Origin of the sequence: Methanolobus mangrovi (genome assembly GCF_031312535.1) — an archaeon.
GTDB lineage: Archaea > Halobacteriota > Methanosarcinia > Methanosarcinales > Methanosarcinaceae > Methanolobus > Methanolobus mangrovi.
In genome coordinates this window covers 1,866,307-1,891,247 of the sequence record NZ_CP133594.1, presented here as the reverse complement: position 1 = coordinate 1,891,247, position 24,941 = coordinate 1,866,307, and the positions used below count along the sequence as shown (strand labels likewise).

At 42.8% G+C, this 24,941-nt stretch carries 25 protein-coding genes; 14 read left to right on the top strand and 11 right to left on the bottom strand.

Translation table 11 applies throughout. The annotated features are described in order from the left end of the window. Window positions 1–20 precede the first annotated feature (20 nt). The 10 genes from RE476_RS09110 to RE476_RS09065 all read left to right on the top strand — a co-directional run bounded on the left by RE476_RS09110 (window position 21) and on the right by RE476_RS09065 (window position 13,099). Complete coding sequence (locus RE476_RS09110) at window positions 21–863, top strand: magnesium transporter CorA family protein (RefSeq protein WP_309307331.1); 843 nt, start codon at window positions 21–23, stop codon at window positions 861–863. A 27-nt stretch (window positions 864–890) separates the two neighbouring features. After that, entirely contained in the window at window positions 891–4,415 is a 3,525-nt protein-coding gene (gene smc, locus RE476_RS09105; protein ID WP_309307330.1) for a chromosome segregation protein SMC, read from the top strand. A gap of 5 nt (window positions 4,416–4,420) precedes the next feature. Further along, complete coding sequence (locus RE476_RS09100; protein ID WP_309307329.1) at window positions 4,421–5,245, top strand: ScpA family protein; 825 nt, start codon at window positions 4,421–4,423, stop codon at window positions 5,243–5,245. 17 nt (window positions 5,246–5,262) lie between these two features. After that, on the top strand, window positions 5,263–6,369 hold the full coding sequence (gene scpB / locus RE476_RS09095) for an SMC-Scp complex subunit ScpB (protein WP_309307328.1): 1,107 nt from the start codon (window positions 5,263–5,265) through the stop codon (window positions 6,367–6,369). A 150-nt stretch (window positions 6,370–6,519) separates the two neighbouring features. Next, window positions 6,520–7,071, top strand: a complete 552-nt coding sequence (locus tag RE476_RS09090; RefSeq protein WP_309307327.1) for a TATA-box-binding protein — start codon at window positions 6,520–6,522, stop codon at window positions 7,069–7,071. A gap of 25 nt (window positions 7,072–7,096) precedes the next feature. Then, on the top strand, window positions 7,097–8,017 hold the full coding sequence (gene aglJ, locus RE476_RS09085) for an S-layer glycoprotein N-glycosyltransferase AglJ (protein ID WP_309307326.1): 921 nt from the start codon (window positions 7,097–7,099) through the stop codon (window positions 8,015–8,017). Window positions 8,018–8,310: 293 nt separating this feature from the next. Next, on the top strand, window positions 8,311–9,597 hold the full coding sequence (thiC, locus tag RE476_RS09080) for a phosphomethylpyrimidine synthase ThiC (protein ID WP_309307325.1): 1,287 nt from the start codon (window positions 8,311–8,313) through the stop codon (window positions 9,595–9,597). A gap of 320 nt (window positions 9,598–9,917) precedes the next feature. Then, a complete protein-coding gene (ercA, locus tag RE476_RS09075) occupies window positions 9,918–11,108 on the top strand; it encodes an alcohol dehydrogenase-like regulatory protein ErcA (protein ID WP_309307324.1) in 1,191 nt (396 codons plus the stop codon). Beyond that, window positions 11,095–12,249, top strand: a complete 1,155-nt coding sequence (locus tag RE476_RS09070; RefSeq protein WP_309307323.1) for a PAS domain S-box protein — start codon at window positions 11,095–11,097, stop codon at window positions 12,247–12,249. The genes ercA and RE476_RS09070 overlap by 14 nt, the downstream gene beginning before the upstream one ends. A 70-nt stretch (window positions 12,250–12,319) precedes the next feature. After that, complete coding sequence (locus RE476_RS09065; protein ID WP_309307322.1) at window positions 12,320–13,099, top strand: SAM hydrolase/SAM-dependent halogenase family protein; 780 nt, start codon at window positions 12,320–12,322, stop codon at window positions 13,097–13,099. 22 nt (window positions 13,100–13,121) lie between these two features. Here RE476_RS09065 and RE476_RS09060 read toward each other — a convergent pair whose 3' ends face one another. Both RE476_RS09060 and RE476_RS09055 read right to left on the bottom strand, forming a co-directional pair. Further along, window positions 13,122–13,742, bottom strand: coding sequence for a cohesin domain-containing protein (locus tag RE476_RS09060; RefSeq protein ID WP_309307321.1), 621 nt, complete (start codon window positions 13,740–13,742; stop codon window positions 13,122–13,124). 81 nt (window positions 13,743–13,823) lie between these two features. Then, the gene (locus RE476_RS09055) at window positions 13,824–14,798 is read right to left on the bottom strand and encodes a radical SAM protein (protein ID WP_309307320.1); all 975 of its coding nucleotides are present in this window, start codon (window positions 14,796–14,798) and stop codon (window positions 13,824–13,826) included. Between the two features lie 193 nt (window positions 14,799–14,991). On the opposite strand from RE476_RS09055, the gene cbiM reads away from it, so the two are divergent. Together cbiM and RE476_RS09045 are read left to right on the top strand one after the other, a co-directional pair. Next, on the top strand, window positions 14,992–15,642 hold the full coding sequence (gene cbiM / locus RE476_RS09050; protein WP_309307319.1) for a cobalt transporter CbiM: 651 nt from the start codon (window positions 14,992–14,994) through the stop codon (window positions 15,640–15,642). Next, window positions 15,639–15,950 carry a PDGLE domain-containing protein gene (locus RE476_RS09045; RefSeq protein WP_309307318.1) on the top strand — a complete coding sequence of 104 codons (312 nt, stop codon included), beginning with the start codon at window positions 15,639–15,641 and terminating at the stop codon, window positions 15,948–15,950. The genes cbiM and RE476_RS09045 overlap by 4 nt, the downstream gene beginning before the upstream one ends. 29 nt (window positions 15,951–15,979) lie before the next feature. Here RE476_RS09045 and cbiQ read toward each other — a convergent pair whose 3' ends face one another. Beyond that, window positions 15,980–16,786, bottom strand: a complete 807-nt coding sequence (cbiQ, locus tag RE476_RS09040) for a cobalt ECF transporter T component CbiQ (RefSeq protein ID WP_309307317.1) — start codon at window positions 16,784–16,786, stop codon at window positions 15,980–15,982. An 11-nt stretch (window positions 16,787–16,797) separates the two neighbouring features. Next, window positions 16,798–17,643 (bottom strand): energy-coupling factor ABC transporter ATP-binding protein, encoded by an 846-nt coding sequence (locus RE476_RS09035; RefSeq protein ID WP_309307316.1) that lies wholly within the window; start codon window positions 17,641–17,643, stop codon window positions 16,798–16,800. Window positions 17,644–17,881: 238 nt separating this feature from the next. Here RE476_RS09035 and RE476_RS09030 point away from each other — a divergent pair, with 238 nt between their 5' ends. Continuing rightward, entirely contained in the window at window positions 17,882–19,513 is a 1,632-nt protein-coding gene (locus RE476_RS09030; protein ID WP_309307315.1) for an ABC1 kinase family protein, read from the top strand. Window positions 19,514–19,553: 40 nt separating this feature from the next. After that, the gene (locus RE476_RS09025; RefSeq protein WP_309307314.1) at window positions 19,554–20,192 is read left to right on the top strand and encodes a class I SAM-dependent methyltransferase; all 639 of its coding nucleotides are present in this window, start codon (window positions 19,554–19,556) and stop codon (window positions 20,190–20,192) included. Between the two features lie 45 nt (window positions 20,193–20,237). Here RE476_RS09025 and rpl12p read toward each other — a convergent pair whose 3' ends face one another. From rpl12p to ftsZ, 7 genes are all read right to left on the bottom strand, one after another. Next, window positions 20,238–20,537 carry a 50S ribosomal protein P1 gene (rpl12p, locus tag RE476_RS09020; protein ID WP_309307313.1) on the bottom strand — a complete coding sequence of 100 codons (300 nt, stop codon included), beginning with the start codon at window positions 20,535–20,537 and terminating at the stop codon, window positions 20,238–20,240. Between the two features lie 53 nt (window positions 20,538–20,590). Then, entirely contained in the window at window positions 20,591–21,613 is a 1,023-nt protein-coding gene (locus RE476_RS09015) for a 50S ribosomal protein L10 (protein WP_309309590.1), read from the bottom strand. Further along, window positions 21,610–22,251: a 50S ribosomal protein L1 gene (locus RE476_RS09010; protein WP_309307312.1), complete on the bottom strand. Its 642-nt coding sequence runs from the start codon at window positions 22,249–22,251 to the stop codon at window positions 21,610–21,612. The genes RE476_RS09015 and RE476_RS09010 overlap by 4 nt, the downstream gene beginning before the upstream one ends. 160 nt (window positions 22,252–22,411) lie before the next feature. After that, complete coding sequence (locus RE476_RS09005) at window positions 22,412–22,897, bottom strand: 50S ribosomal protein L11 (protein ID WP_309307311.1); 486 nt, start codon at window positions 22,895–22,897, stop codon at window positions 22,412–22,414. Between the two features lie 37 nt (window positions 22,898–22,934). Then, on the bottom strand, window positions 22,935–23,402 hold the full coding sequence (locus RE476_RS09000; protein ID WP_309309589.1) for a transcription elongation factor Spt5: 468 nt from the start codon (window positions 23,400–23,402) through the stop codon (window positions 22,935–22,937). A gap of 2 nt (window positions 23,403–23,404) precedes the next feature. Further along, on the bottom strand, window positions 23,405–23,587 hold the full coding sequence (locus RE476_RS08995) for a protein translocase SEC61 complex subunit gamma (RefSeq protein WP_406600993.1): 183 nt from the start codon (window positions 23,585–23,587) through the stop codon (window positions 23,405–23,407). A gap of 210 nt (window positions 23,588–23,797) precedes the next feature. Continuing rightward, on the bottom strand, window positions 23,798–24,907 hold the full coding sequence (gene ftsZ / locus RE476_RS08990) for a cell division protein FtsZ (protein WP_309307309.1): 1,110 nt from the start codon (window positions 24,905–24,907) through the stop codon (window positions 23,798–23,800). Window positions 24,908–24,941 lie beyond the last annotated feature (34 nt).

Here is a 24,941-nt window from a genome sequence, read left to right as displayed (position 1 = left end):
ATGGATTTGCGAGGCTTTTCATGAATACTGAAAACAGGGACTTTGTGATTGAACGCCTTGAGCGGCAGCTCAAGGAAAAAGAAACAGAATTAGATGATATCAAGAATAATCTCCGTGAATCTATATTACGGGAGATTAGAAGTGACCTTAAGAACGATCTTGATTTCAATAATCGAATTGCGCAACTCGAACGTAAAGTTCAGACTCTTAGCAGCAATCTTAATGGTGTCATGGATGAACTCCTTGATCAAAAGTCAATGATCCGTTCCATGAAGGAGGTACCTGTTCCCCGCGAAAATAAAGTGGAGCAGAAATCTTCAGTTGAACCTGTAAAGGAATCAGCAGTTCCAACAGCAACTCCTAAAGTTTACAGACCAGAACCTAAACCGGTCGCACCTTCAGTAACTACCTCACAACCAAAGCCCGTATCCCCATTATCAGCGATTCCTTCATCGCCTTCTCCTTCTTTTCGTTCAGTTTCGGCTGAAACGTCACCTTCAGCAAAACCATTCAACACAAAGGTTTCGATCAGGTCTGATGAATCAGAGCCTTCATCGGGAAATGTTCAGCCCGCCTCGTCTCCAAATCTGCGTTTCAATGTAAGGGAAGTTCCTTCTGTAAAGCAACCTGAAATGCCTGAACCCGACCGCAGGTCTGAATACATCATCGCAGAAACAGATGATGAGCGCAAACTTCGGATTGACAGGACCTCACGCCAGGATAGGGATTCCTGTAAATATATTGTTGCAGAGGAAGGTGAATCCTCATGCGAAGAACAAACAGAAGCCGTATCCTCTAAATATGAGACAATTGAGGCGCGCGAAGATGAAGATGCTGTCGTGATAGTTACACGAAGAAAATAATCATTTTTATAAAAACAGAGGAATCGCGTGCATATAAAGGAACTTGAGTTTATAAACTTCAAATCCTTCGGGAAAAAGGTAAAAATACCTTTTTTTGATGGTTTTACCACAATTTCGGGTCCAAACGGCAGTGGTAAATCGAATATCATAGATGGTATTCTCTTTGTGCTGGGATTATCAAGTTCCAGGACTATGAGGGCTGAAAAGCTTACTGATCTTATATACAATGGCGAAAGCTCGAAGAAGCCAGATTTTGCACAGGTGACGATTCGTTTCGATAATACTGATCGTGAAATGCCATATGATGCAGACGAGATCACAATCACAAGGAAGATTCGTGAGACCGATTCCGGATATTACAGTTATTTCTATTTCAACGGGAAAGCCGCAAGTCTTACGGATGTCCATAACTATCTTGCAAAAGCCCGGGTTACTCCTGAAGGTTATAATGTTGTGATGCAGGGTGACGTTACACGCATCATCAATATGACTCCTACCGAGAGACGTAAGATCATCGATGAGATCGCCGGTGTTGCTGAGTTTGACAGTAAAAGGGACAGGGCACTGAGTGAGCTTGAGATCGTACGAGAGCGGGTTGAAAGAGTAGATATAATCATCGATGAGGTTGGCCAGCAACTTGAGAAACTCAAAACAGAGCGTGACCAGGCCCTGAAATATCAATCTCTCAAAGAAGAAAAAATGAAATTCGAGGGCTTTGTCCTGCTTGCAAAGCTCAAGGATGCTAAGGTAGAACTGTCGTCTGTTGCTGATGATATCCTGGCCAAGGATGATGTTCTTGGAAAACTGGAACTTGACCTTGATGCCAAAAGGCTTAGTGTGGAGAAGCTTGAACAGGATCTTGAGGAAATGACCCTGAACATCCAGAGAATGGGTGAAGATGAGCAGATCCAGATAAAAAAGGATATCGAAGGTATCAGGGGTGAAGTTTCAAGGTGTGTTGACACCATTGAACTTTCTGAAAAGGAAATGGAGGATGTCGAATCAAGGCGAAGGAAGATCTTTGTTGAGATCGATGAGATAAAAGGTAAGCTTGAAGGGCTGGATTCCAATATCTCAGAAGAATCAATGAGAAAGGAAAGCATCCTGTCCGAAATGTCCGAGCGCAAGACTGAGCGCATGCTTCTCCAGAGTAAGATCGCAGATGTCGATGCCAAATTTGCCCAGACAAGGGACGAGCTCAGTACTCTTAAGTCTAAACTTGAGACATTGAAGAATGAGAAAAATGAGCTGATGCGTCAGGAAGACCGCTTGCTTGATTCTCTGAGGCGAAAGTCTGCGGAAGTCCGTGATATCGAGAGTGAGATCGCAGATGCCAAATCAAAATCGGAATCCTCTGGAAGTGACACACTTTCTGTTCAATATGATATAGAGAAGCTCAATGAGAAGATAGATGTTCTTACCAAGGATATTGACGACCTTGAGCTCAACCGTTCCCAGTTAAAGGTCATAGTAAAGGAAATTGAAGACGAGCTTCGCAAGTATGAGAATGATTATGCCAGGATAGAGGTCCGTGTTCGTGCGGCAGAGGACCACAGCAAGTATTCCAAATCAGTGGACATGGTGATGAATGAGAAAAAACACCATGGCTTACCAGGCATATATGGTACTATAGCAGAACTCGGCAGTGTTGACCAGAAATATTCCAATGCCCTTGGAATTGCCGCTGGTGGACGTATGCAGGCAGTTGTTGTCGAAAATGATGAAGATGCTGCCCGGGCAATAGCTTTCCTCAAACAAAGAAGAGGTGGCAGGGCTACATTCCTTCCATTGAACAAAATGGAAGCCCGCAGGCCGTACAAAGACCTTTCTGACAGGGACGGTGTGGTGGGCTATGCCATCGACCTTATAGATTTTGATAAGAAATTCGAAGCTGCTTTCTGGTATGTGTTCAGGGACACTCTCATTGTGGATACCCTGACAAATGCACGTCGTCTTATGGGTGGTCTGCGGATGGTCACTCTTGAAGGTGAGGTCATTGAAAAGAGCGGTGCAATGGTGGGCGGTTCCCAGCAGCAGAATACTGGTCTTTCGTTCGCTGCTTCTGAGAAAGATAAGCTTGTAAAGATTGCTGAAAAGATAACCGAGTATGATTCCAGACGCAGCAATGCTATCAAGAAGCTGGATCAGGTAGAAGGGCATCTCTCTCAGGTCAACCGTGAGATTCATGAGCACGATAAGGAGATCTCCAAGAAGCAGATGCAGTTTGAAGAGATATCAGGTAGGAGTGAACGTCTTACCCAGTTAATTGAAGCAAAAGCTCAGGAACTTGCAGAGATAGAAGAGTCACGCAAGGTGCTCAGGGATGAGATGGACCAGACAGTTGTCCAGAAGCAGGAAAAGGAAGAACTTGTCCAGTCACTTGAAAAGGATATAGAGGTACTGGAAAAGAAACTAGAAGGTTCTGAAGTTCCGGAACTTAACAGGCAGGCAGAACAGCTTGATGAAGAGATCAGGCGTCTGGATGGCCGTGTTCGTGACATTGATTCCACACTGAATGCGCTTAATCTTGATCGCAATTACGCGTCTTCAAAGATCGAGGAAAACAGGGAACTTATCAAATCAATGGATGAGAAGAAAGCCACACATAAGCAACGTGTGGCCGATCTCAGGGTCAAGATAACTGAACTTGAGGCATCTCTCCTTGAAAAACAGCAGCGTGAAACAGAGCTTGCTGAAAAATTAAAGGAACTGCAATTGGAACGTGCCCAACTGCATGAAGAACATGTTTCTGTTAAGAAAGAGTTTGAGAAGATAAGGCTCAGGTTCGATGAAGGCAATCGCCAGATGATGGCCCTGAAAGCCACAAAGGATGCTCTTGAGGAGCAGGTTGTTGAACTTGCAGAAGAGATCCAGAGGCGTGGAATCGAGGAATCTGAAGAAGTTCCTAATTATGAAACCGTACGCACAAGGATAGGTTCTATCGAGAAGGCAATGGAGCGTCTTGAACCTGTTAACATGCGTGCAATAGATGAATATGACGAGGTTGAGGCAAGGCTCGATGAACTTGTTACAAGGCGTGACACTCTGTCCTCGGAAAGGGAGCAGATACTTGAGCGCATAACACAATATGAGCAGCTCAAAAAAGATACTTTCATGGAAACCTATGATGGTATAAACGGGCCTTTCAAGGAAATATTCAATGAACTTTCTGATGGTATCGGTGAGCTGGTTCTCGATAATTATGACGATCCTTTTGCAGGTGGCATGACACTGAAGGCACAGCCAAAAGAAAAGACCCTGCAGCGTCTGGAAGCCATGTCCGGTGGTGAGAAGAGTCTTACTGCCCTTTCATTTGTTTTCGCTATCCAGCAGTACAGGCCTGCACCTTTCTATGCATTCGATGAGATTGACATGTTCCTTGATGGATCCAATGCCGGAAAGGTTGCGCAGAGAGTTAAAACGGCAGTTGCCAATGCACAGTTCATAGTTGTCTCTCTCAGAAAACCGATGATAGAGGCTGCTGAGCGTACAATTGGAGTTGCAATGCAGGAAAATAATATTACAAGTATTACGGGTGTGAAATTACGTTGAACGAAATGGCAGAAGACATAGAAATGGTCCAGGCACCGGATATTGCGCTGAAAGCTAATGTTTCGTTACCGTATACTATTGATTCAGCATTTGTTGACACTTTAAGGGGGCTTGGTGTTGATGAATCCCATCTGGAGTTCACGGAAGACGTACTTAGTGAACCTGTGGAAATTCTCATGAATCTTGCAAAGGACGGTGCGATCAACCCGTGGGATATAGACCTTGTCAATGTGACTGATATGTTCCTTGAGCGTATCGAAGTGATGCAGATGATGGATCTTCGCATCTCCGGCAGGACACTTCTCTATGCGGCGATTCTACTCCGTATGAAATCCACTGGAATCGTCTTGGAAGAAGAGGTGGATGACTGTTTTGAAATGATGGATGATGAACTGGATTTCTATGAGGTTGACGAATATCCAGTTCCAAAACTCCCAATCCGGCGCAGGGCTACACGTCCGGTTACACTTCATGAGCTTATTGTTGAGTTGCGCAAAGCCGAGAAGGTTGAAACACGCAGGAAAGATCGCAGTGTTTACCGTAAACTGGAAGAACGGTCTTTAGTGACGACAGATGATGTTCTGGGAATCGCTCACGAGGAAGACATACTAGGGCGTGTCAGGGACATGGCCGCAATGTTAAAGGAATGCTTTAATGAGCATGAATTTGTCCCGCTTTCTGACCTGATGACCGATGATAGGTCTGAGAACATTATGACTTATGTTTCGTTGCTATTTCTTGCAACTGAAAAACAGGTATGGTTGACTCAGGAAGAGCTATTTGGGGAATTGTATGTTTATCCTGCCAGAACTGCTTATGAGGCTGTTTAAGGGGTGTGTTTACAGTTATGAGTGACCGGGAAGTTATGGAGGCAGCCCTTTTTGCTGCCGGAGGGGCACTTGATGCATTAACCCTCGGAAAACTGCTAGGCAAGCCAAAAAAACATGTTATTTCTGTTGCGCTTGATCTTTTAAAGGAATACTCTTCCAGAGAAACGGGTATTGAGATAATAGATCTTGGTGAACGTTATGTTATGCAGGTGAAGCCAAAATATACTGATGTGGTGAGGCCACTTGCTCCAAAGGAACTGAGTGCGCCCATGTTGCGTACACTTTCAATGATAGCATATCATCAGCCACTTATCCAGTCAGACCTTGTGGACATGAGGGGTAATTCTGCTTATGACCACATAAGGGAACTGAAGGACCGGGGGTTTGTTGAAGCTGTGCCACACGGAAGAACAAAACTGCTTCGTACTACTTCCCTGTTTGCGGATTATTTCGGTCTTGAATCCGATGACCCTGACCTGGTGAAGAAGAAGATAGTTGAACTTTCCCGTCTTCAAAGCGGGCAGAGTGGTCTTAACAAGTGGCTTGGAAGGAGATTTGTTGGTGTTACTCCTATGTATGAGTCCCTTATGGGGATGTGTGGTATCAGGGACTACAAGGTCATCAATGCATATGATCCGACCGAGGAGGAGCTGGATGAGCTTGAAGATGTGTATAAACTTGTTATCTCCAAAGGCTACCTTGAAAAAGTCAGTAAATACTATGACGGGGAAATAATTGAGGTGAGTTCTACAACGTTTGATGATCTTATTGATTCTATCAGACTTCTTGAGAACGTAGCTGATACTGAGAGGTCCGAATCAAGTATTGAGGCAATAAATGATCTCAAGGGGCGCTATGTGTCGAAGGCCCTTGTCATCAGTAAGAAAGTCCAGCCTGCTACCGAGATGGTTGCGCGCATCGTCAGTGACCTGCGTCTGGGTGTATCATCTACGGGAATTATGATAGCTCCTGATTATGGAAGATCAACTGAAGGTGTTGAAGTTTCTGAAGGCGCTGACATTCTTATACCTACTCATAAGGCTATGGATGGTGACTTGCTGGAAAGGGTTTGCAATAAGTATGAAGCTGTTATAAACGGACTTAAGAAGTTTGAAGACAGCTGAAAATAAGCTGTTTTATTGAAAAATGCTTCAAAAAAGTGAAATTTTATGATTTCTTTAAATACTTATATAAACTAGAGGGTATAACTTTATATATTGAATTGTTGAATATAACCAACCCGCTTTAAATGCTTTTAATATGAGGATTATACTATGTCAGATTATAACATCAAAATTGAAAATGTGGTTGCATCTACCAAGCTTGCAGAGGAGTTCGACCTTACAAAGATAGAAGCTGAGTTTGAGGGTGCGGAATATAACAAACAGAAATTCCCTGGTCTTGTTTACCGTGTAACTGATCCTAAAGCCGCATTTCTGGTGTTCACTTCCGGTAAGGTAGTCTGTACCGGCGCAAAGAATGTAGCTGATGTTCATACTGTCATAGGCAACATGGCAAAGAAGCTCAATGGTATTGGAATAAAGACCATAGAGGACCCTGAGATAACTGTTCAGAATATTGTAGCTTCTGCAGATCTTAAGGCAGTACTGAACCTTAATGCAATTGCTATTGGTCTTGGTCTTGAGAACATTGAATACGAACCGGAGCAGTTCCCTGGTCTTGTTTACCGTATAGACGATCCTAAGGTCGTTGTGCTTATTTTCAGTTCAGGAAAGCTTGTGGTCACTGGCGGTAAATCCCCTGAGAACTGTGAGCAGGGTGTTGAGGTCGTAAGACAGCAGCTTGACAGCATGGGTCTGCTTTAAGGCCTATTATTTCTTTTTTCTAGAAATGACAAACGAGAATGTCTGCATTTTGTTGCCTACTCTTAACGAAGAGGCTACCATAGGCCCGGTTATCAGGGACTTCCGCTCAGAAGGCTTTGATAACATACTTGTTATAGATGGCAACAGCAAGGACAGGACCCGCGAGATAGCGGAAGCCGAAGGTGCCCGGGTCATAGTCCAGACCGGAAAAGGAAAGGGACAGGCTATTAAGCAGGCGTTTGATTTTATCGAGGAAGACTATATCGTAATGGCAGATGGTGACGGTACCAATCTGGCCAAAGATGTGCATGTGGTCCTTGCTCCAGTTCTTGAAGGGAAAGCAGACCATGTTATGGGCAACAGGCTTGTGGACTATGAAAAAGGAGCATTTACCAGGCTTAATCTTATAGGAAACAAAATAATCAACAAGCTTTTCGGTCTGGCCTACGGCGTATGGCTCGATGATATTCTCACAGGATACAGGGCTTTCAACAGGAAGGCTATCAAATCATTTGAATTGAAAAAATTAGGATTTGAGATTGAATCCGAGATAACCATTGAGAGTGTAAAGAAAGACCTGAGGATAGTTGAAGTTCCAACCACCTATCTGGCAAGACATTCGGAAGGCGCCACAAAGTTAAATCCTCTAAAGGATGGTTTCAGGATAGGCTCTACCATTTACAAAATGGCGAAGATGCATAACCCTATGTTCTATTTTGGTATAATTGGCGGATCTTTAATTTTGTCAGGATTGATCACTGGCACTTATGTTGTTATCGAATGGTTCCATGGGGTAACACGTATCCCAATGACCATTCTCACGACTTTGCTTATCATCGCAGGTTTCCAGATGTTCGTTTTTGGAATGCTGAGTGATCTTGTAGTTTCCCTTCATAGGGAAAACATGCGTATGCTCAGGAAGCTCAGTGAAGAGAAAAAAGAGTGATCCTATATTTTCACTTTTCCTTTACCAGTAATATTGAATCATTTTTGTTGTTCCATAAGACAAATTTAGTTGTACTCCATATATGGTGTCCAATTTGGGTATGAATGTATCTATTTTATTTATGGAGTCCACTCTATCTGTTTTTTATTTGAATGTATTGGATATTCATCCACCGGGATTCAATCTAAAATAACACCTATAAAGTTAACTTGACTTTATCTAAAGTTAATTTTTCGACAAATATTATATACGATTTGGTTCTTGTATGGTACATCAAAGCTTGAGGTTCAATAATGACAATAGTAACAGATGCAAAAAATGGTAAGATCACAGAAGAGATGAAGATTGTCGCCAAGGACGAAGGTAAAGACCCTGAATTCATAAGACGTGGAATTGCTTCCGGAAGGATCGTCATCCCAATGACCCCATACAGGGATATCAGGGTATGTGGTATTGGTGAAGGTCTCAGGACAAAAGTCAACTCTTCCATCGGTTCATCCTCAGATATCATTGATGAAGAGGCTGAGGTCGCAAAGGCAAAGGCAGCAGAGGCAGCAGGTGCAGACACACTCATGGAGCTCGGAACCGGCGGAGACTTCCTTGGTATCAGGAAAAAGGTATGTGACGCAGTTTCACTTTCAGTAGGTTCAGTACCACTCTACCAGGCATTCATCACAGCAGCAAAGAGAGACGGTTCCATTGTCCACATGACAGAGGACGACCTCTGGTATGCAACCGAGGAACAGGCAAAGCTCGGTACAAACTTCATGGCTATCCACACAGGTATCAACAACATTGTCCTTGACAGGTTGAAGGCACACGGCAGATACGGTGGTCTCTGTTCCCGTGGTGGTGCATTCATGAGCACATGGATGCTTCACAACGAGAAGGAAAACCCACTTTACCAGGACTTCGATTATCTCTGTGAGATCCTCAAGGAGCACGAAGTTACCCTTTCAACAGGTAACGGAATGCGCGCAGGTGCAATAGCTGATGCAACCGACAGGGCACAGGTTCAGGAACTCATCATCAACTCCGAATGCGCACAGAAAGCACACGACAAATACGACCTTCAGGTAATCGTTGAGGGACCAGGTCACGTACCACTGGACCAGGTAGAAACAAATGTCAAGCTCATGAAAGCAATGAGTGATGGAAAACCATTCTACATGCTCGGTCCTCTTGTATCCGACATCGGCGCAGGTCGCGACCACATCGTAACAGCTATCGGTGCAGCAGCATCCGCAGCAGCAGGCTGTGACTTCCTCTGTAATGTAACACCTGCAGAACACCTTGCACTTCCAAACCTCCAGGACATCATTGAAGGTGTCAAGACCGCTAAGATCGCAGCTCACGTCGGTGACACTGTCAAGTACCCAGAAACCCGTGAATGGGACCTTGCAATGGGCAGGGCACGTGCAAAACTCGACTGGAAGGAGATGTACAAGCTGGCACTCGACCCAGAGCTTGCAAAGAGCATCAGGGACAGCAGAGCACCAGGCGATGAAGACGCATGTACCATGTGCGGTGACTTCTGCGCACTCAAGATCGTAAACCAGAACTACGATCTTTGCAAGTAATGCCTATGGCATTACTTCATTCCTTTTATTTTTCTTCAATTATCTCAGTTTTAGTTTCTCTGTTTTATTTGATACAAGGTTCTGGTCTTTTTTAATTAAACTGTAAGCAGTGAATATTATTTTTGAACACCCCTAATCGTATGTATTTACCTCATTGACTACGTTCTATATTATTGTTCAAATTAGTGTCAGCAAGATAATACTTTAATAATTATACCTCACAGTATACTATGGGGGTATTGTATGATCAATAATACACATAGGGTTCCTTGTGCACTTATAAATGCTGAAAAGCTTTTTAGGCAGGGAGATGTGGTAGCATGAACGGAGCATACACTAATGGAGTGAATAATATGGTGTCTGGCAGTCTTCCTCTCCGTAAATTCCTGGCACCTGAGATTATCTTAGGTGATGGTTCCCGAAGTCTCATAGCTCAATACGTTCTCAGTCTGTCTGGCAGGAATGTGTTTTTAGTCAGCGATCCTGGCATCTTTAAAGCAGGTTGGGCTGAGGAAGTAGAGGATAATCTGAAGAATGCAGGTCTGGATGTTGTCATCTATGACGATGTATCTCCAAATCCACGATCAACTGAGGTCATGCGAGGAGCGGAACTTTATGCGGAGAATGGTTGTGATCTTATCGTAGCCGTGGGTGGCGGTAGTTCTATGGACTGTGGCAAGGCGATAGGTGCGGTAGCATCTAACCGGTGCAGCGTTCTGGAGCTGGAAGGGGTAGACGAGGTGGCTCTGCCTGCTTCTCCTATAATATGTATTCCTACGACAGCCGGTTCCTCTGCCGATGTATCCCAATTTGCTATAATCACTGATGAGCAGAAAAAACGCAAGTTCGCTATAATTAGCAAGACCATGCTGCCAGACATTACACTCATAGATCCTGAGACTACTGTTACCATGAGTCCCGAACTGACCGCATCTACGGGTATGGATGCTCTCTGTCATGCTTTTGAATCTTATGTTTCGAATGCATCCTCTGTCATGACCGACATGTTTGCTTTAGAGGCCACTAAACTATTGGTGGAATATCTGCCCAAAGCATATACTGACCCTGATGACATCATGTTCAGGAACAAGGTCATGCTGGGAAGCATGTATGCTGGCCTGGCATTTTCCAACGCCAGTCTGGGGTTAGTGCATGCCATGGCGCATAGTCTGGGGGGTTACCTGGATTCTCCTCACGGCGAATGTAACGCGCAGCTTCTGGAACATGTCGTTGCCTTTAATTATTCGCGGGCACCGGACAAATACCGGATCCTTGAGGGTATTATGTATGAAAAGACGCCGCAAAAGAAAAGCGGACCTGATGACCTGATACACGAGTTGCGAAATATGACCGACCAGATGGGGATAAAGCCTGGCTTATCAAATATGGGGGTAAAAGAGAAGGACATTAAGTATCTCAGCGAGAATGCATTCCTGGACCCCTGTCTTGCTACTAACCCTCGTCCTGCTACAATAGAAGACATAGAGGGACTTTACCATGGTGCACTCTGAAGATGACAACAGGCTGAGTGATCTTCGGAAGAAGATTATCGGATTGGGTGAAACCTCACATCGCAAGAGCTATTATCCTCAACTAAAGGGACAGATAAATGAGCTTAACCTGGCCATGCGTGCATTACAGGAAAGTGAGAAGAAGTACCGCACCCTGGTAGAGAATGTCAATATCGGTATTGTCAGGAGTGAGCCATGGGAGGGCGGCCATATAATTCAGGTGAATCCGGCATTTTGCAAAATGCTGGGGTTCAATGATGAAAAAGAACTCCTGGATATATCTGCGGCAGACCTATACCTTTATCCTGAAGACCGGCTTGAGTTATTGGGTGAGCTGAGGCAGACTGGCAAGATCAAGGACCGTAAGATAGTGTTCAAGGTTAGGGATGGAACCACAATTCTATGTTCTATCACTCTTTCAACAGAGTATGATCCTAATGGTAACATGATTCTCATGGACGGTGTGGTTGAAGACATAACTGAGAAAGAGAGGAGGTCTGAAGCCCTCAAGCAGGCTAATAACAAACTTAGTCTCCTTAACTCCATCACCCGCCATGATATAATCAATCAGGTAATGCTCCTGGAAGGATATCTGTATCTGGTGATGGAGCAGATAAAGGATCCTGAAGAACTCAGGCTGCTGCAGAGGATGGAGGCGAACGTGATGTCCATTGAAAGGCATATTATGTTCGCCACAGATTATCAGGAAATCGGCATTCAGGCTCCACAGTGGGTCAATCTCCTGGATGCACTGACCAGTGCTATGGTTCCTGTGGATAAAGCATTAATAAATATCCGAATAGATGTAGGGGATTATTTGATATTCAGTGATCCGATGATAGGAAAAGTGTTCTATAATCTGGTTAATAATGTGATCAAGCACAGCGAGGCCACAAACCTCACTATCACTACAGAGGAAGAAGAAAATCAATTATTGGTGGTATTTCAGGATGACGGTATTGGGATCATGGATAAGAGCAAATTGTTCAAAAAAGGTGGTTCCAGTTCTGGCTACGGACTTTTCCTTTCAAAAGAGATCCTGTCTATAACCGGTATTGGAATCAGGGAAACTGGTATGTCAGGCAAAGGGGCCAGATTCGAGCTGGTTTTCTCTCAGGGACAGTTCAAAACTCCGGTCTGATATCTCAAATATGGTTTAATCGGAGTCTCCAGAGTATTGTATTTATATTGAAACTTACAAAAATCATATTATGGCAGTAATCACTCTTACAACAGATTTCGGTTCTCTCTACCCTGCCTCCATGAAAGGCGTTATGCTTGGTATCGATCCGGATGTAACAATAGTCGATATCACTCATTCGATACCACCTATGGATATCAGGGCGGGTGCATTTGCGTTGTACTCTGCTGTTACCTATTTTCCACCTGGGACCATCCATGTCGCTGTGATCGATCCTGGTGTGGGCACAGAAAGAAAAGCTATAGTCGTGCGCTCAGGGGAGCATTATTTCATAGGTCCGGATAATGGTGTTCTTATTCCTGCCGCATCTTTACTTGGGGATATAGAGGTATTTGAAATTAAGAATCAGGACATTCTGGGCGATGTTTCTTCAACTTTCCAGGGCAGAGATATTTTTGCCCCGGTAGCTGCGCATATCTCGCGGGGCATGGATCTGGAGGATATCGGCAATAGTACGGATGAATATATTGACCTTGACTTCTCAGGTTATGTGATAGAAAAGGACTTCATTGAGGCAAAAGTGATATACGTCGATAAGTTTGGTAACATAGTTACTAATATTCCCCAAGAGCAGATCGTTAAAGATGTGCTTAAGGGAACTGTTCTTTCAATTGCAGGAAGACAGATGCCTTTTTTGAGAACTTATGGAGAGGTTCCAAAAGGCAGGATGTTGTCTCTCATAGGAAGTCACGGTTTTTTCGAGATAGCAGTAAATCAGGGTAGTGCCTCTAAATTGCTACATTTGAACAACGGGAATGAAATAAGGATAGGAATTATGAGTAGCCAATAATTCCCACTATAATTATTGATTTTCATTTCCTTTTTACAAAATACAGGCACATTATTGCAAATACAAGAGGTATGATCGTATTCTGTCCGGATTGCTGACTCTGAGTCGTCTCCTCATTGGCTGTAGAAGTCTCGACATCACCAATGATCACTTTTGCATTGTTAATGGTCACCGGCAGGCTGGCTCCAGTAGAATTAGTTATGATCACGTTCTTCATTTCTATATATGTGATTCCTGCTACTCCTTTTGAGCTGAGGGTGATGGTTGCAAAATTACCCGGGGCAAGAAGCATGTCATCTCCCATTATAACAGAATATATGCCGCTAACAGTGCCAAGCTCATTATCAATATTCCCTCTTGAGAATATTGTATTCATTCCTCCCTGCTTGAAAAAATCTCCTTCAGTTATGGATGCTATGTTAACAAGTGAAGGGTCATATGAGAGTTCAAGCTCTGCCCCGGATACGTTGGTATCGGTTTCTATCGTAATTGCGAGTGTGAATTCCTCGTTCTCTTGAACACTTAGCTGGGCTGGTGAAAACCCAATAACTGTCTCAGCACTTGCAAGCCCTGTTAAGAATAGGGCGATTAATGTGAATAAAAAAATAGTTGTAAATACACTACAATTTCTCTTATCTGACACGTTACCACCTTTTATTAGTATTATTATAATATAGTAGTAATATATTAAATGTATAGCCTGCCAATTTCATTCTGGCAGACGTTACATCCATTCGTAATGTTGTGCCACTTCAAGGTTAAAATTGTACATCAGGCTGTTCTCAACATAACCAAAGAAAAGACATTTCTGGCAATTACGTGCCGTATTCTTTCTGAGCTTCCTTGTATTCTCCCATACATTCTCAATACCTTCACTGATATTGCCTATGGGCTTACGGTGAACTCTGCAGTTCTCAATGTTCCCATCTGCTGTCACATCCAGAATTATATCATTGGCATGGCAAACAAATTCCGTCCGCAGATCCCTAACCATTTTCAGGTATGTATAGGAATTGATGATGGGATATCCTTCTTGTTTCATCTCGATTATCCTGTCCACTGTCCTGCGATATTTGCCCATATCCCGTATTCCCATATCATTCCAGGTGTCATTTTCTATTCCCTGGAATTCGTACATAGGCTCAAAAGATATTTTCACATCCATATCTTTTGCCATGATGATAAGTTCCTCTATATCATCAAGGTTTTTTCCGCTTATCACGCAGTTCATCAGGAGAGGATTTTTGATCATGTTCTTTGCTTTGATTATGCCCGGCATTATCCTGTCCAGACTTATTCCTCTTATATTTTCATAGCTGGAAGTCCCGTCCACAGATACAGAGAGATAATCCAGATTCTCTAGCTCATCTATTCTCTTTTCCAGCAAAAGGCCATTTGTTATGAGTGAAGTGACCATGCCAAGTTGTTTTGCATAAGCCAGTATTTCAGGGAGGTCTTTTCTCAGGAGTGGTTCTACTGTCCACGCATTATAAACAAGTATTCCAAAAGCTCTTGCTTCTTCAAGGAGTTTGAATATATCATTTAGTTCCATTTCCTTGCCTTCGTTTTTCCAGTATTCGCAAAAAGAGCATTTCATGTTGCATCTGGAGTTGATGGCGTGTGATAGTACAAAAGGGCGTTTTCTTATCCGCATCTGCCAGACAGCCTTTGCAGCAATAATGGGGGAATATTTGCTCATAATGTTTCAATCCGTTTAACTTGCTCTATCACTTTCTCTTTTATATATCTTGGTCTTAGGATCCTTCAGTTGTGTAATACGATTTTTGATGTTCTTAATTCATTAAGTATATATAGTTCCTATAACGTATCCACAAGTGTTACGAAAATCTTTAATTTTCATATTGGCAATTATAACTTTATGAGGACTTAAAATGCATATACCAGATTCATTCATACCTATGAGTCAGGCAATCATCTACTGGTTGATCGCTCTGCCTTTCGTATTTCTGTCCCTTAAATGGGCAAGGAAAGAACTTGATGACATGAAAGTACCTATTCTGGCAGCACTTGCTGCAGGAATATTTGCTATACAGGCGCTCAATATTCCCATAGGTATGGGGACAAGTGGGCATATGGTTGGTGCAACTCTTGTTGCTATCATATTCGGAAGTCCAATGGCTGGTGTTCTTGTACTCACACTTGTGCTTCTTGTTCAGGGCTTTGTCTTCGGTGATGGCGGAATTACAACAATGGGTGCCAATATCCTGAATATGGGAGTTATTTCCGGTTTTATAGGATATTACACGTTCGCAGCTCTAAGGAATAAAGCAGGAATCAAAGGCGCATCCTTTATTGGAGCTTGGTTTGGTTTGTTCATGTCTGCAATTGTGTGTGCTGTTCAGATGTCAATTGCAGGTACATTCCCTCTGATGGCAGGACTCGCAACAATGGGATTATATCACCTGATAATCGGATTCGTTGGTGAAGGTCTCATAACTGCTGTAGTTATCACAGCAATCGAAAAATCAAGACCTGATCTGCTGGATTCATCTCTTACAAACACCAAAGGGGTAGGGGTATGAGCGTGAACGTCAGCTCTGGCATAAATATGAAATTCCTTTATGCAGGAATCGCAATTGCTTTGCTTATATCGGTCCTTGCTCCATTCCTTGCTTCTCCTGATCCTGACGGACTGGAAAGTGCTGCCGGTGGAGTTGTTGATGAGAAAACGCTCTCTGAATTAGAAGGGGCCGAACCTTTTGTGGAATCACCAATGCCTGATTACTCAATTGAAGGTCAGGGTAAGATGGGTGAGGTAATTGCAATTGTAGCAGGCACTCTTCTTGTTCTGGGGATTAGTTTTGCTCTTGGAAAAGCTGCAAAGAAATAATTCTTTTCTTCCTTCATTTTTTTTTATTTTCATACAACAACAGACAAGACTAATATCCCTGCTGTTACTATTAAGAAAAAGACATCACTGGTCTTTATTTTATTTTTGTGCATATAGATGTTATTTGCACTGGAATATCCTCTGCAGAGCATGCTTATGTATGTCCTTTCTCCCTGTTCATAAGAACGAATGAACAGCGAGCTTATTGTATATGCAACCTGTTCAAGGATCCATCTTCGCGGTACGTCCTTGTTCCATATGTGGAACAGGCGTGTTTTTTGTGCAACTCTTATGCGTTTGAGGATTATCCAGAATACAAATAGGTATCTTACCATCATTGAAAGTATAAGGGTGAATTCAGCCGGCATTCCAAGACGTCTTGCAGAAGTTACCATGTCGCTCATCTTCATGGTCGAGGACATGAGTACAATAGCGGTTATGCAAACAATGTATTTTGCAAGGAGCACCATGCCGAAAAATATACCCTCGTATGTTAGTGTGAGGCCAAGTGGCAGTTCAAGCGGGTATACTGTAAAGGAATCTATAAACGGCTGCCTTACAAAAGGTTGTACAATGACTATGGCAAGTCCAAATGGTAATGTCGAAAGAAACCTCATGAGGGTATATAAGGGGTTGAGTTTTGCAATTGCGAGGAGTGATATAAGGTATGATTCAATGATGGCCAGTTTCATGAAGTTTGCTTCATCCATGCGTGGGAGACTTACAGCAAAAATAATGATGGCAATGGTCGCAAGTATCTTTACTCTTCCGTCAAGCCTGTGGACAGGGCTGTCCTTGTATGCTTCCCTTTCAATATCAGTAAGTGTGATCTCCATGAGCAGGCCTTTTAGTTATTATTTTCTACAAGTCGTATGATCTCATCCCTTGCATCCTGGGGTGTTATCTTTATATCAGCATCAAGGCCAGAATCCTGAAGTAACTCGAATACCTCTGCTATTCGTGGCATTCTCAGGTGTGCATTTTCAAGTATTGAATGCTTTTTGAATATCTCTTTAGCTGTGCCACTGGCTTCTATTTTTCCGTGGTGGAGGATGTAAACGACATCCGCAAAAAGAGGGACTATATCGACATCATGGGTGGACAGGATAACAGTGATCCCAAATTTTTTGTTCATCCCGTCTATTATCTCCATTATTTTTTCAGCACTGAACGGATCAAGTCCTGCAGTAGGTTCATCAAGAACAACTACTTCAGGTTGCATTGCAAGCACTCCTGCAATGGCAACGAGTTTTTTCTGTCCTCCGCTGAGATGATGGGGTGAACGCTCTTCATATCCTGAAAGGTTCACAAGCTCCAGTGCTGTCTTAACTCTTCTTTCAACTTCTTCTTCAGTCAGTCCCATATTGATCGGACCGAATGCCACGTCCTGCTCGATAGTAGGTGCAAGTATCTGGTCATCAGGATTCTGGAAGACAATTCCCACAGTTTGGCGAACGCTTCTGATATTTTTCCTTGAAATGGGCTCTCCTTTTACAAGCACTTCGCCTGATGCAGGTTTGAGTATGCCATTAAGGTGTTTGAAGAGTGTTGATTTGCCTGCTCCATTTGCTCCAAGAATGGCTATTTTTTCTCCGGGGTATATGTCAAGATCGATGCTATCAAGAGCTCTTGTCTTGCTGCTTGCGTAGAAATAGGATACCCCTTTTAGCTGGACGATAGGTTTCTCGGTCATTATAGAGTCACTCGCTGATTTTACAACCGGCCAAAAAGCCTGTTTTTGACAGGGAGAGTTTTCATTCTACATAAGAATCCTGTTATAAATACTTGTTTAGTGTTACCAAACTGGCATATTTTTTTATTCCATGAATTTTGTTAATATTTCAGGATGCAGATTACTTGTTTCTATATGGAAAGAAGAATTATTAGAATGATACCAATCTATATCTACTACCAGGACAAACATAGTACTGATGTTCAGAAAAATCCGCAGGTACATTACTATTTTCAGAGTATTTTCAAAATATAATCTTTTCAGTCTTCTTTATAGTGAGGTTAATCAATATTATGTTTCTAACAAGAAAACTCCTTGTGGATTGGACATTAAGAACCGGGAAAAAGCAGTTAAATTAAGAAAGGCTCTGGAAGAACTTGGTCCTACGTTCATAAAGCTGGGTCAGATACTGAGCAAAAGACCGGACATTGTTCCTGGTATCTATATCGAGGAACTTGGTAATCTTCAGGATAATGTTAATCCTCTTGAATTCGATAAGATGAAAGTTGCGTTTGAAGGTTACAGATGCAGTATTGGGAATGAGAAAATTACCGGGAGCTTTGAGACTTCGGATTTTAACATACTAGAGATATTTGATGAATTTAATACTGAGCCACTGGCATGTGCTTCAATTGCTCAGGTCTATGCTGCTGTGCTCAATGGAAAGAAAGTTGCTGTAAAGATAACAAGGCCTAATCTAATAGATACTATTAACCTTGACCTGGCAATACTTGATGACCTGAAATCTCTTATTGTAAAAGTTATTGGACTTGGAAGTAATTTTGATATCGATGCCTTTCTTTATGAGTTCAGGGACCTGCTGAACCGTGAACTTGATTTGAGCAATGAGGCAAGGAATATCAAACGCTTCCAGGAGAATTTTGCAGATGTAAAAGAGGTGCATGTTCCCAATGTTCATGATGAATATTCCAACGAGAATGTTCTGATCATGGATTACATGGAAGGTGTCACTATAAGAAAGCTTTCAGAGACATCTGCAGAAAAGAAAAAATGGTATGCAAAGATAATTAGTACCAGCTATTTGAAGCAGGTTTACCTTGATGGTTTTTATCATGCTGATCCTCACAGTTCTAACATAATAATTCAGGAAGATGGTATCGCTTATATTGACTTTGGAGCAGTAGGAACAATCGATGATGAATTACGTCGCAATATGCTGAACCTTTTCTATGGTATTTACAAGAAAAGGGTTGATGTTGTTTTCGAAGCATTCATGAAAATTACCGGTATCAATAAGGAAGATATTGATGTACGTCGGTTTAAGATAGACCTTGATGACATTATATCCAAACAAAATTATTCGGCTGGTGAAAGGCAAAGTGATAATTATGCAACACTGGCATTGAAATATAACCTGTCTCTTCCAAGTGAGTTCTCAACTCTTGAAAGGGCACTGATACTTATTGAGGCAAATTGCCTTGAGCTCGATCCTCGGTTCAATCTGCTTGAAAATGCAAAACCTGTCATTACGAGGGTTTTGATGAAGCGCTATTCACCTTTTGAGGCATTCGAATACCTGCAACTGGAGGGTGATCGATATCTGGAGATAGTGAAGAACCTGCCCGAAGGAGTAAATGATGTCATTGAGACAATAAGGGGGTACAGGATCGAGAGGCTGGAAAAGAAAACCGATGAGATAAGGAAGTACAGGACAATCGATTCCATTACAAAGTATGCTTTCCTTCTGGTAATCTTTATATCTTCAACTTATCTGGCTATAAATGGTGAAGGCTATTTGCCTGCGATGGGTACTGTAGGATTTGTTAGTGCCATCTTCCTTTTTGGGCTGATGTTCCTGAGAAGGTCTTAAGATGGATTGAATTATCAATATAATATCTTTAACTGGGGGTTTGAAGATCAATCATAAAAAAGGAAATAATTTCGGTTGGTTCTTTGGTGGGAGGCATTATGATTTTTTTGCTACAATCCTTGGCTTCGGACATTCTTATTATGAGCAGGTAGCATCTACTCTTCCTCTGGAGAATGGAATGTCTGTTCTGGATATAGGATGTGGGACTGAATCTGTGGGGATTGCAGTCTCAGAGCTTATGGGTGGGGATGTAAGTGTACATGGTCTGGATCTATCCGGTGTACAGTTAGGATATGCGACTGACAAGGGGAAAAAGGCAGGAGTGTCTCTACATCTCTATAAAGGTTCGATGGATATGCTGCCGTTCAAAAATAGGGTATTTGACCTTGTTGTGACCTCAGTAGCATTTTGTGAAACAACATCAGACGTACGCAAAGGTGCTATAGGGGAAGTATCCCGCGTATTAAAGGATAATGCTTATTTTGCAATTATTGATTGTGCAAAACCGCTTCTTGGAATGGATACTGTAATGATGCTCCCTTTTTTCATGTTCAAGGAAAATGCAGATAGCTGGAATAATCATTATCCTGATATTTGCATAGAGAACAATCTGGTCCTTGAAAAAGATGTATACTTAAAATCCTATGTTAAGTGCCAGCTTTTCAGAAAAGCTGATTAAAAAAAAGAATTTGTCCGCCGAAGTGGCGAACAAAGGGATTTATGTTTATCCGAAGAGTGCTCCGAGACCAGCCATGCCGCTCTCTTCTGACTTGTCTTCTTCTTCTGGTGCTTCTTCTTCTACTGCTGCTGCTGCTGCTGGAGCTGCTGCTGCTGCTGGAGCTGCTGCGACTGCTGCGGTTGCCATTGCTTCCTCGATGTCTACGCCATCAAGAGCTGCGACAAGTGCCTTTGCACGTGCATCGCTGACTTCTACGCCTGCTGCCTGAAGTACGGCAGTGACTGTTTCTTCTGATATGTCTTTACCTGCTTTGAACAGTAAGAGTGCTGCATATATGTATTCCATGTAATATCACCTTTTATTTTATCAAATGTAATTTATGTAGTTTGTAATCCTGATCATCCGAAAAGTGCTCCAAGACCGGCCATGCCGTCCTCTTCTGCTGCCTCTTCTTCTTCTTCCTTCTCTTCAGCAACTTCCTCTTCAGGAACTGCTGTGACTGCTGCTGCAGATGCTGCTGCACCAAGTGCTTCCTTCAGTTCATCATCCACTGCTTCTTCATTAACTGCAGAAGCTGCTGATGCAACTGAAAACATCTGTGACTGTGCTTTTCCAAGCAATGCGTCGATAACGCCCGGCTCAAGAACAACTGCATTGACACCGAGGTTGCGTGATTCTGTTGCAGCCTTTGTAATGAGTGTCTTGATATTCTCTGCAGTTGGATATGCTGCAAAGACTGACATGTTGAATGCCTGCTGTGTTGCCAATACGATATCTGAGAAGAATTTGCCTTCATCAATAGCCAGTACATCGGGTGTAAAGGTTAATCCGTTTTCAAGGGCTGCTCTTAAGTCAAGACCCACTTCCATTGGGTAGATCTCAAGTCTTGTAAGCATTGCTGCCAGCTTTTGAGAAACTGCTTCTCCTTCTTTAGCAACGGTTTTTGTTTCCTTTATTACCACTTTACCCTTGTCGATTGCAGCAGGTATGCCTGCAGCTTGCATATCTCCAAGTATAGGTCCTGGTGGGAATGATGTTGGTCCCTTTTCAACTATAATGTCGCGGGGTGCAATACCGCCGGCTTTGATAGGGGAAGGGCTCTTACTCTTTTCAAGTGATTTGTATAACTTGAAAGGATTCTGTTCGGTAAATATGAGGGCTGTCTGTACGTCTACGTACTGCTCCATCTCCTTTACATCACCAGACTCTTCGAGTGCTCTTCTTATCAGGGTGTTCCTCGAGACTTTCAAAACAGCGCTGCCTTTAAGGTCTCTTCTCATCTTCTGAAGTTGCTTTGCAGGAATTCCACCAATACCTACTACACCAAATATTGGGTATTTCTTGATGAGTTCCTTTATGTCCTCAACTTCATCTTTTTTCCACTGTGGGATGTGGCTTGTGTGGTGGTTTTCTTCCATTATAGCACCCTCACTGATTTACCCATAGTGGTTGTAACATAAATAGCTTTAATGTTATGCTTGCCTTTTTCGAGTGAGTGTTCTACTCTACTAAGGACTGTTTCAATGTTACCTGCGAGTTTCTCGATGTCCATATCCCTACGACCAACAGATACGTGGAATGTGAGCTTATCCTTTGATCTTACTCTGATTGAGCTTCTTGCACTGTTGATCAGATCAGCCACGTTCTTTCCTGGTGGCAGTGGAGTTGGCATCTTTCCCCTTGGACCTAAAATTGCACCAAGGTTCTTACCAATCTGTGCCATGTACTGAACTTCTGCAACAAAGAAATCACATTCATTAGCAAGTGTTCTTGCACGTGCTTTGTCTCCTCCGATCTCTGCGAGATCTTCTTCTGAAAAGACATAGTCTGCGCCAGCTTCTTTAGCTTGGAGTCCAACCTCACCTTTCGCAAAGACTGCGATCTTAAGGTTTTTTCCTCGACCGTTTGGAAGTAATATCTCTTCATCAATACGGTTTTTAGGCTGACTCATATCCAGATTCTTTAAGTTTATAGCCAAGTCTACACTTTCTGGGAATTTCCTCTCAGGTGACTCCGCTAATAACCTTTCTATAGCTTGTATTACGCTTTCGTCTGCCATTCTTTACCTCCCGTAGTGTCGAACTTAATGTTCAGGCAGGACCGCTTCGGTCTACTACGGTTTTGTTTAGAGTATTAGGCCTTAAAGGCCTTTACTCTTTCTATTAGTGGGCACACCAATATTATGTATCAATTTTAAACTTATTGGTTAAAACATGGGGTTACCATGTTTCTTGTGCCAGCACATCGTCAAATTTGCCCTCATCGATGGCTTTCTGGCATTCCTTTGCAGTCATGCCTTCAGCTGTAACACCCATGGGGACGCAGGATCCGAGTACCTCTTTCACAGCAGCTTTCAGATCGTATGATAAGATATCATCTTTCTTCATACGAGCAACTTTTGCTGCCTGTGGGATTGTGAGGTTTCCTACAATCACTTTATTTGGTTCTCCAGATCCCTTCTGAATTCCAACTTCTTGGAGTATAAGTGCTGACGTTGGTGGAGTTCCGACTTCTATCTCAAAACTCTTATCGTCTGCTACTATTACTTTAACAGGGACTTGCATCCCGTTGTAATCTTTCGTCTTTTCGTTAATCTTTTCGATTACGTCTTTTATGTTAATTCCAAGAGGGCCCAGAGCTGGACCGAGTGGTGGTCCTGGGTTTGCTTTTCCTCCTGGGACCAATGCTTCAACAACATTTGCCATTTGAATATCACCATTGAATTGAATAAATATTAATATTTCAGGAATTTCCTTCCTCATCTTTCCTGAGAACCCTTACAGTATCTCCACGGATAGTTATAGGTATCGGTACAACTGCATCGAACAACTCTACAGTTATTTCCTCATGGCCTTCATCGACCCTCTTTACACGAGCTTTTTCACCCTTGAATGGGCCGGAAGTGATCTCAATGATCGCGCCTTCGGATATTCCTGTTACAGTCGGTTTTGGTGTAAGGAAATGTGATATCTCTTCTATGGAGGATTGCCCTTTAACCAGCGCCCTTGCGTGTGGAACAGTCTGTATGGCCTGCTCAACATCTCCGGGGTTAGTTCCTTCTATAAGCACATATCCTTTCAGTTCATCAGGAGCAAGAATAGCTCTGATGTCCAGATGTTCTTTCCTTACAACTTGTGTTATCATATTTGCGACGGAACGTTCCTGATTCGCAGTTGTTTTGACTACGAATATCACAGACTCATCAGTCATGATTACACCCATTGCGGCATCTCTACCAATAACACATATATAAGGAACCCGGCAAAACCAATTGCAAGAATTCCCAGCCCAGCAACTTTTGCTATGGTTAGAAATTCCTCTCTGGATGGTTTCTTTGTAAGTTTGAGTACCCTTAAATATGTCTTCAAGGATTGGTTTATGCTAGTGCTATTGATTTTACTTAGATCGAATGAATCTTCTGCCAAAGTACTTCACAACCGGTTATAATCGATTATATGCATACGTATATTTTGAAGTCATTAATGATGTCAGAACTTATTGTCTGCTAATATGTAGCGGCATTTAAACCACGTCTTTAATAAAATACCTTTCGATTGGATTGTCTATATATAATCCAACCAAAGGCCTTGTTAAAAATAGGAATTCTATTTAACGAAATCAATTCCGTATTTTCTTGTTACGGTTTTGGCTCCACCATGGCCATATATCTGGGGTGATTTCACTCCAGTCACAACGATCATAGTACGCACTGTATTCTCAAGCTCGTCATTGACCTGTGCTCCCCATATAAGTCTTGCTTCAGGATCGATTCTGCTGTATACTTCCTGTACAACACTCTCTGCTTCAGCAATTGTCATATCGGGTCCGCCAATTACATTGACCAGTGCGGATGTCGCTCCGGAGATATCTACGTCCAGAAGTGGACTGCGAAGTGCTTTCTGCACAGATTCAACTGCTTTTAGTTCTCCTTCTGCTTCTCCAAGCCCTATCATTGCGACACCACCATTCTGCATGACCGTTCTTACGTCTGCAAAGTCAAGGTTTACAAGTCCTGGTTTTGTGATGAGTTCGGTAATTCCCTTCACAGCTCTCATAAGGACTTCGTCTGATACTTTAAATGCCGCTGCTAATGGAAGCCTTGGGACAACTTCAAGAAGCTTGTCGTTTGGCACGACAATTACTGTGTCCGCTACCTCTCTTAATCGTTCAAGACCTGCTTCTGCATTTGTTCTTCTTACCTGACCTTCTACGCTGAACGGTAAGGTTACAACTGCAATAGTAAGTGCTCCTGCATCTCTTGCTGCTTCCGCTACAATTGGGGCTGAACCTGTTCCGGTTCCTCCGCCAAGGCCGCATGTGATGAACACCATGTCGCTGCCATTGACTACTGCAGCTATCTCATCTACACTTTCAAGGGCTGCATCTTCTCCAATCTGGGGGAGACTGCCTGCTCCAAGTCCTCTTGTCTTTTTCCTGCCAATGAGGATCTTCTGGTCTGTTTTAATAGTAAGGAGATGTTGTGCATCAGTATTCACAGCAATGAATTCAGCACCTTTTATTCCTTCATCGAGCATTCTCTGTGTACTATTTGAACCGCCGCCACCACAACCAATTACTTTGATGTTGGTGTGTAATTGGCGTAGCATCTCCTCTAACTCTGCGTCTATGTCTTTTAGCCCTGGATTAACGTCTGAACTGCGAATGCGTGCTTCCTGTTCAGATCTTGCCAGTGCTTCTTCTACTATGGATCTCATTCTTTTTCTCCCTCAAATGAAAATCGTATATTGG

Bases quoted from the DNA above. Each gene is read 5' to 3' on its own strand.
- RE476_RS09110 (WP_309307331.1), top strand. From the start codon at position 21: ATGAATACTGAAAACAGGGACTTTGTGATTGAACGCCTTGAGCGGCAG.
- RE476_RS09100 (WP_309307329.1), top strand. From the start codon at position 4,421: ATGGCAGAAGACATAGAAATGGTCCAGGCACCGGATATTGCGCTGAAA.
- scpB (WP_309307328.1), top strand. From the start codon at position 5,263: ATGAGTGACCGGGAAGTTATGGAGGCAGCCCTTTTTGCTGCCGGAGGG.
- RE476_RS09090 (WP_309307327.1), top strand. From the start codon at position 6,520: ATGTCAGATTATAACATCAAAATTGAAAATGTGGTTGCATCTACCAAG.
- aglJ (WP_309307326.1), top strand. From the start codon at position 7,097: ATGACAAACGAGAATGTCTGCATTTTGTTGCCTACTCTTAACGAAGAG.
- thiC (WP_309307325.1), top strand. From the start codon at position 8,311: ATGACAATAGTAACAGATGCAAAAAATGGTAAGATCACAGAAGAGATG.
- ercA (WP_309307324.1), top strand. From the start codon at position 9,918: ATGAACGGAGCATACACTAATGGAGTGAATAATATGGTGTCTGGCAGT.
- RE476_RS09070 (WP_309307323.1), top strand. From the start codon at position 11,095: ATGGTGCACTCTGAAGATGACAACAGGCTGAGTGATCTTCGGAAGAAG.
- RE476_RS09065 (WP_309307322.1), top strand. From the start codon at position 12,320: ATGGCAGTAATCACTCTTACAACAGATTTCGGTTCTCTCTACCCTGCC.
- RE476_RS09055 (WP_309307320.1), bottom strand. From the start codon at position 14,798: ATGAGCAAATATTCCCCCATTATTGCTGCAAAGGCTGTCTGGCAGATG.
- cbiM (WP_309307319.1), top strand. From the start codon at position 14,992: ATGCATATACCAGATTCATTCATACCTATGAGTCAGGCAATCATCTAC.
- RE476_RS09045 (WP_309307318.1), top strand. From the start codon at position 15,639: ATGAGCGTGAACGTCAGCTCTGGCATAAATATGAAATTCCTTTATGCA.
- cbiQ (WP_309307317.1), bottom strand. From the start codon at position 16,786: ATGGAGATCACACTTACTGATATTGAAAGGGAAGCATACAAGGACAGC.
- RE476_RS09035 (WP_309307316.1), bottom strand. From the start codon at position 17,643: ATGACCGAGAAACCTATCGTCCAGCTAAAAGGGGTATCCTATTTCTAC.
- RE476_RS09030 (WP_309307315.1), top strand. From the start codon at position 17,882: ATGTTCAGAAAAATCCGCAGGTACATTACTATTTTCAGAGTATTTTCA.
- rpl12p (WP_309307313.1), bottom strand. From the start codon at position 20,537: ATGGAATACATATATGCAGCACTCTTACTGTTCAAAGCAGGTAAAGAC.
- RE476_RS09010 (WP_309307312.1), bottom strand. From the start codon at position 22,251: ATGGCAGACGAAAGCGTAATACAAGCTATAGAAAGGTTATTAGCGGAG.
- RE476_RS09005 (WP_309307311.1), bottom strand. From the start codon at position 22,897: ATGGCAAATGTTGTTGAAGCATTGGTCCCAGGAGGAAAAGCAAACCCA.
- RE476_RS09000 (WP_309309589.1), bottom strand. From the start codon at position 23,402: ATGACTGATGAGTCTGTGATATTCGTAGTCAAAACAACTGCGAATCAG.
- ftsZ (WP_309307309.1), bottom strand. From the start codon at position 24,907: ATGAGATCCATAGTAGAAGAAGCACTGGCAAGATCTGAACAGGAAGCA.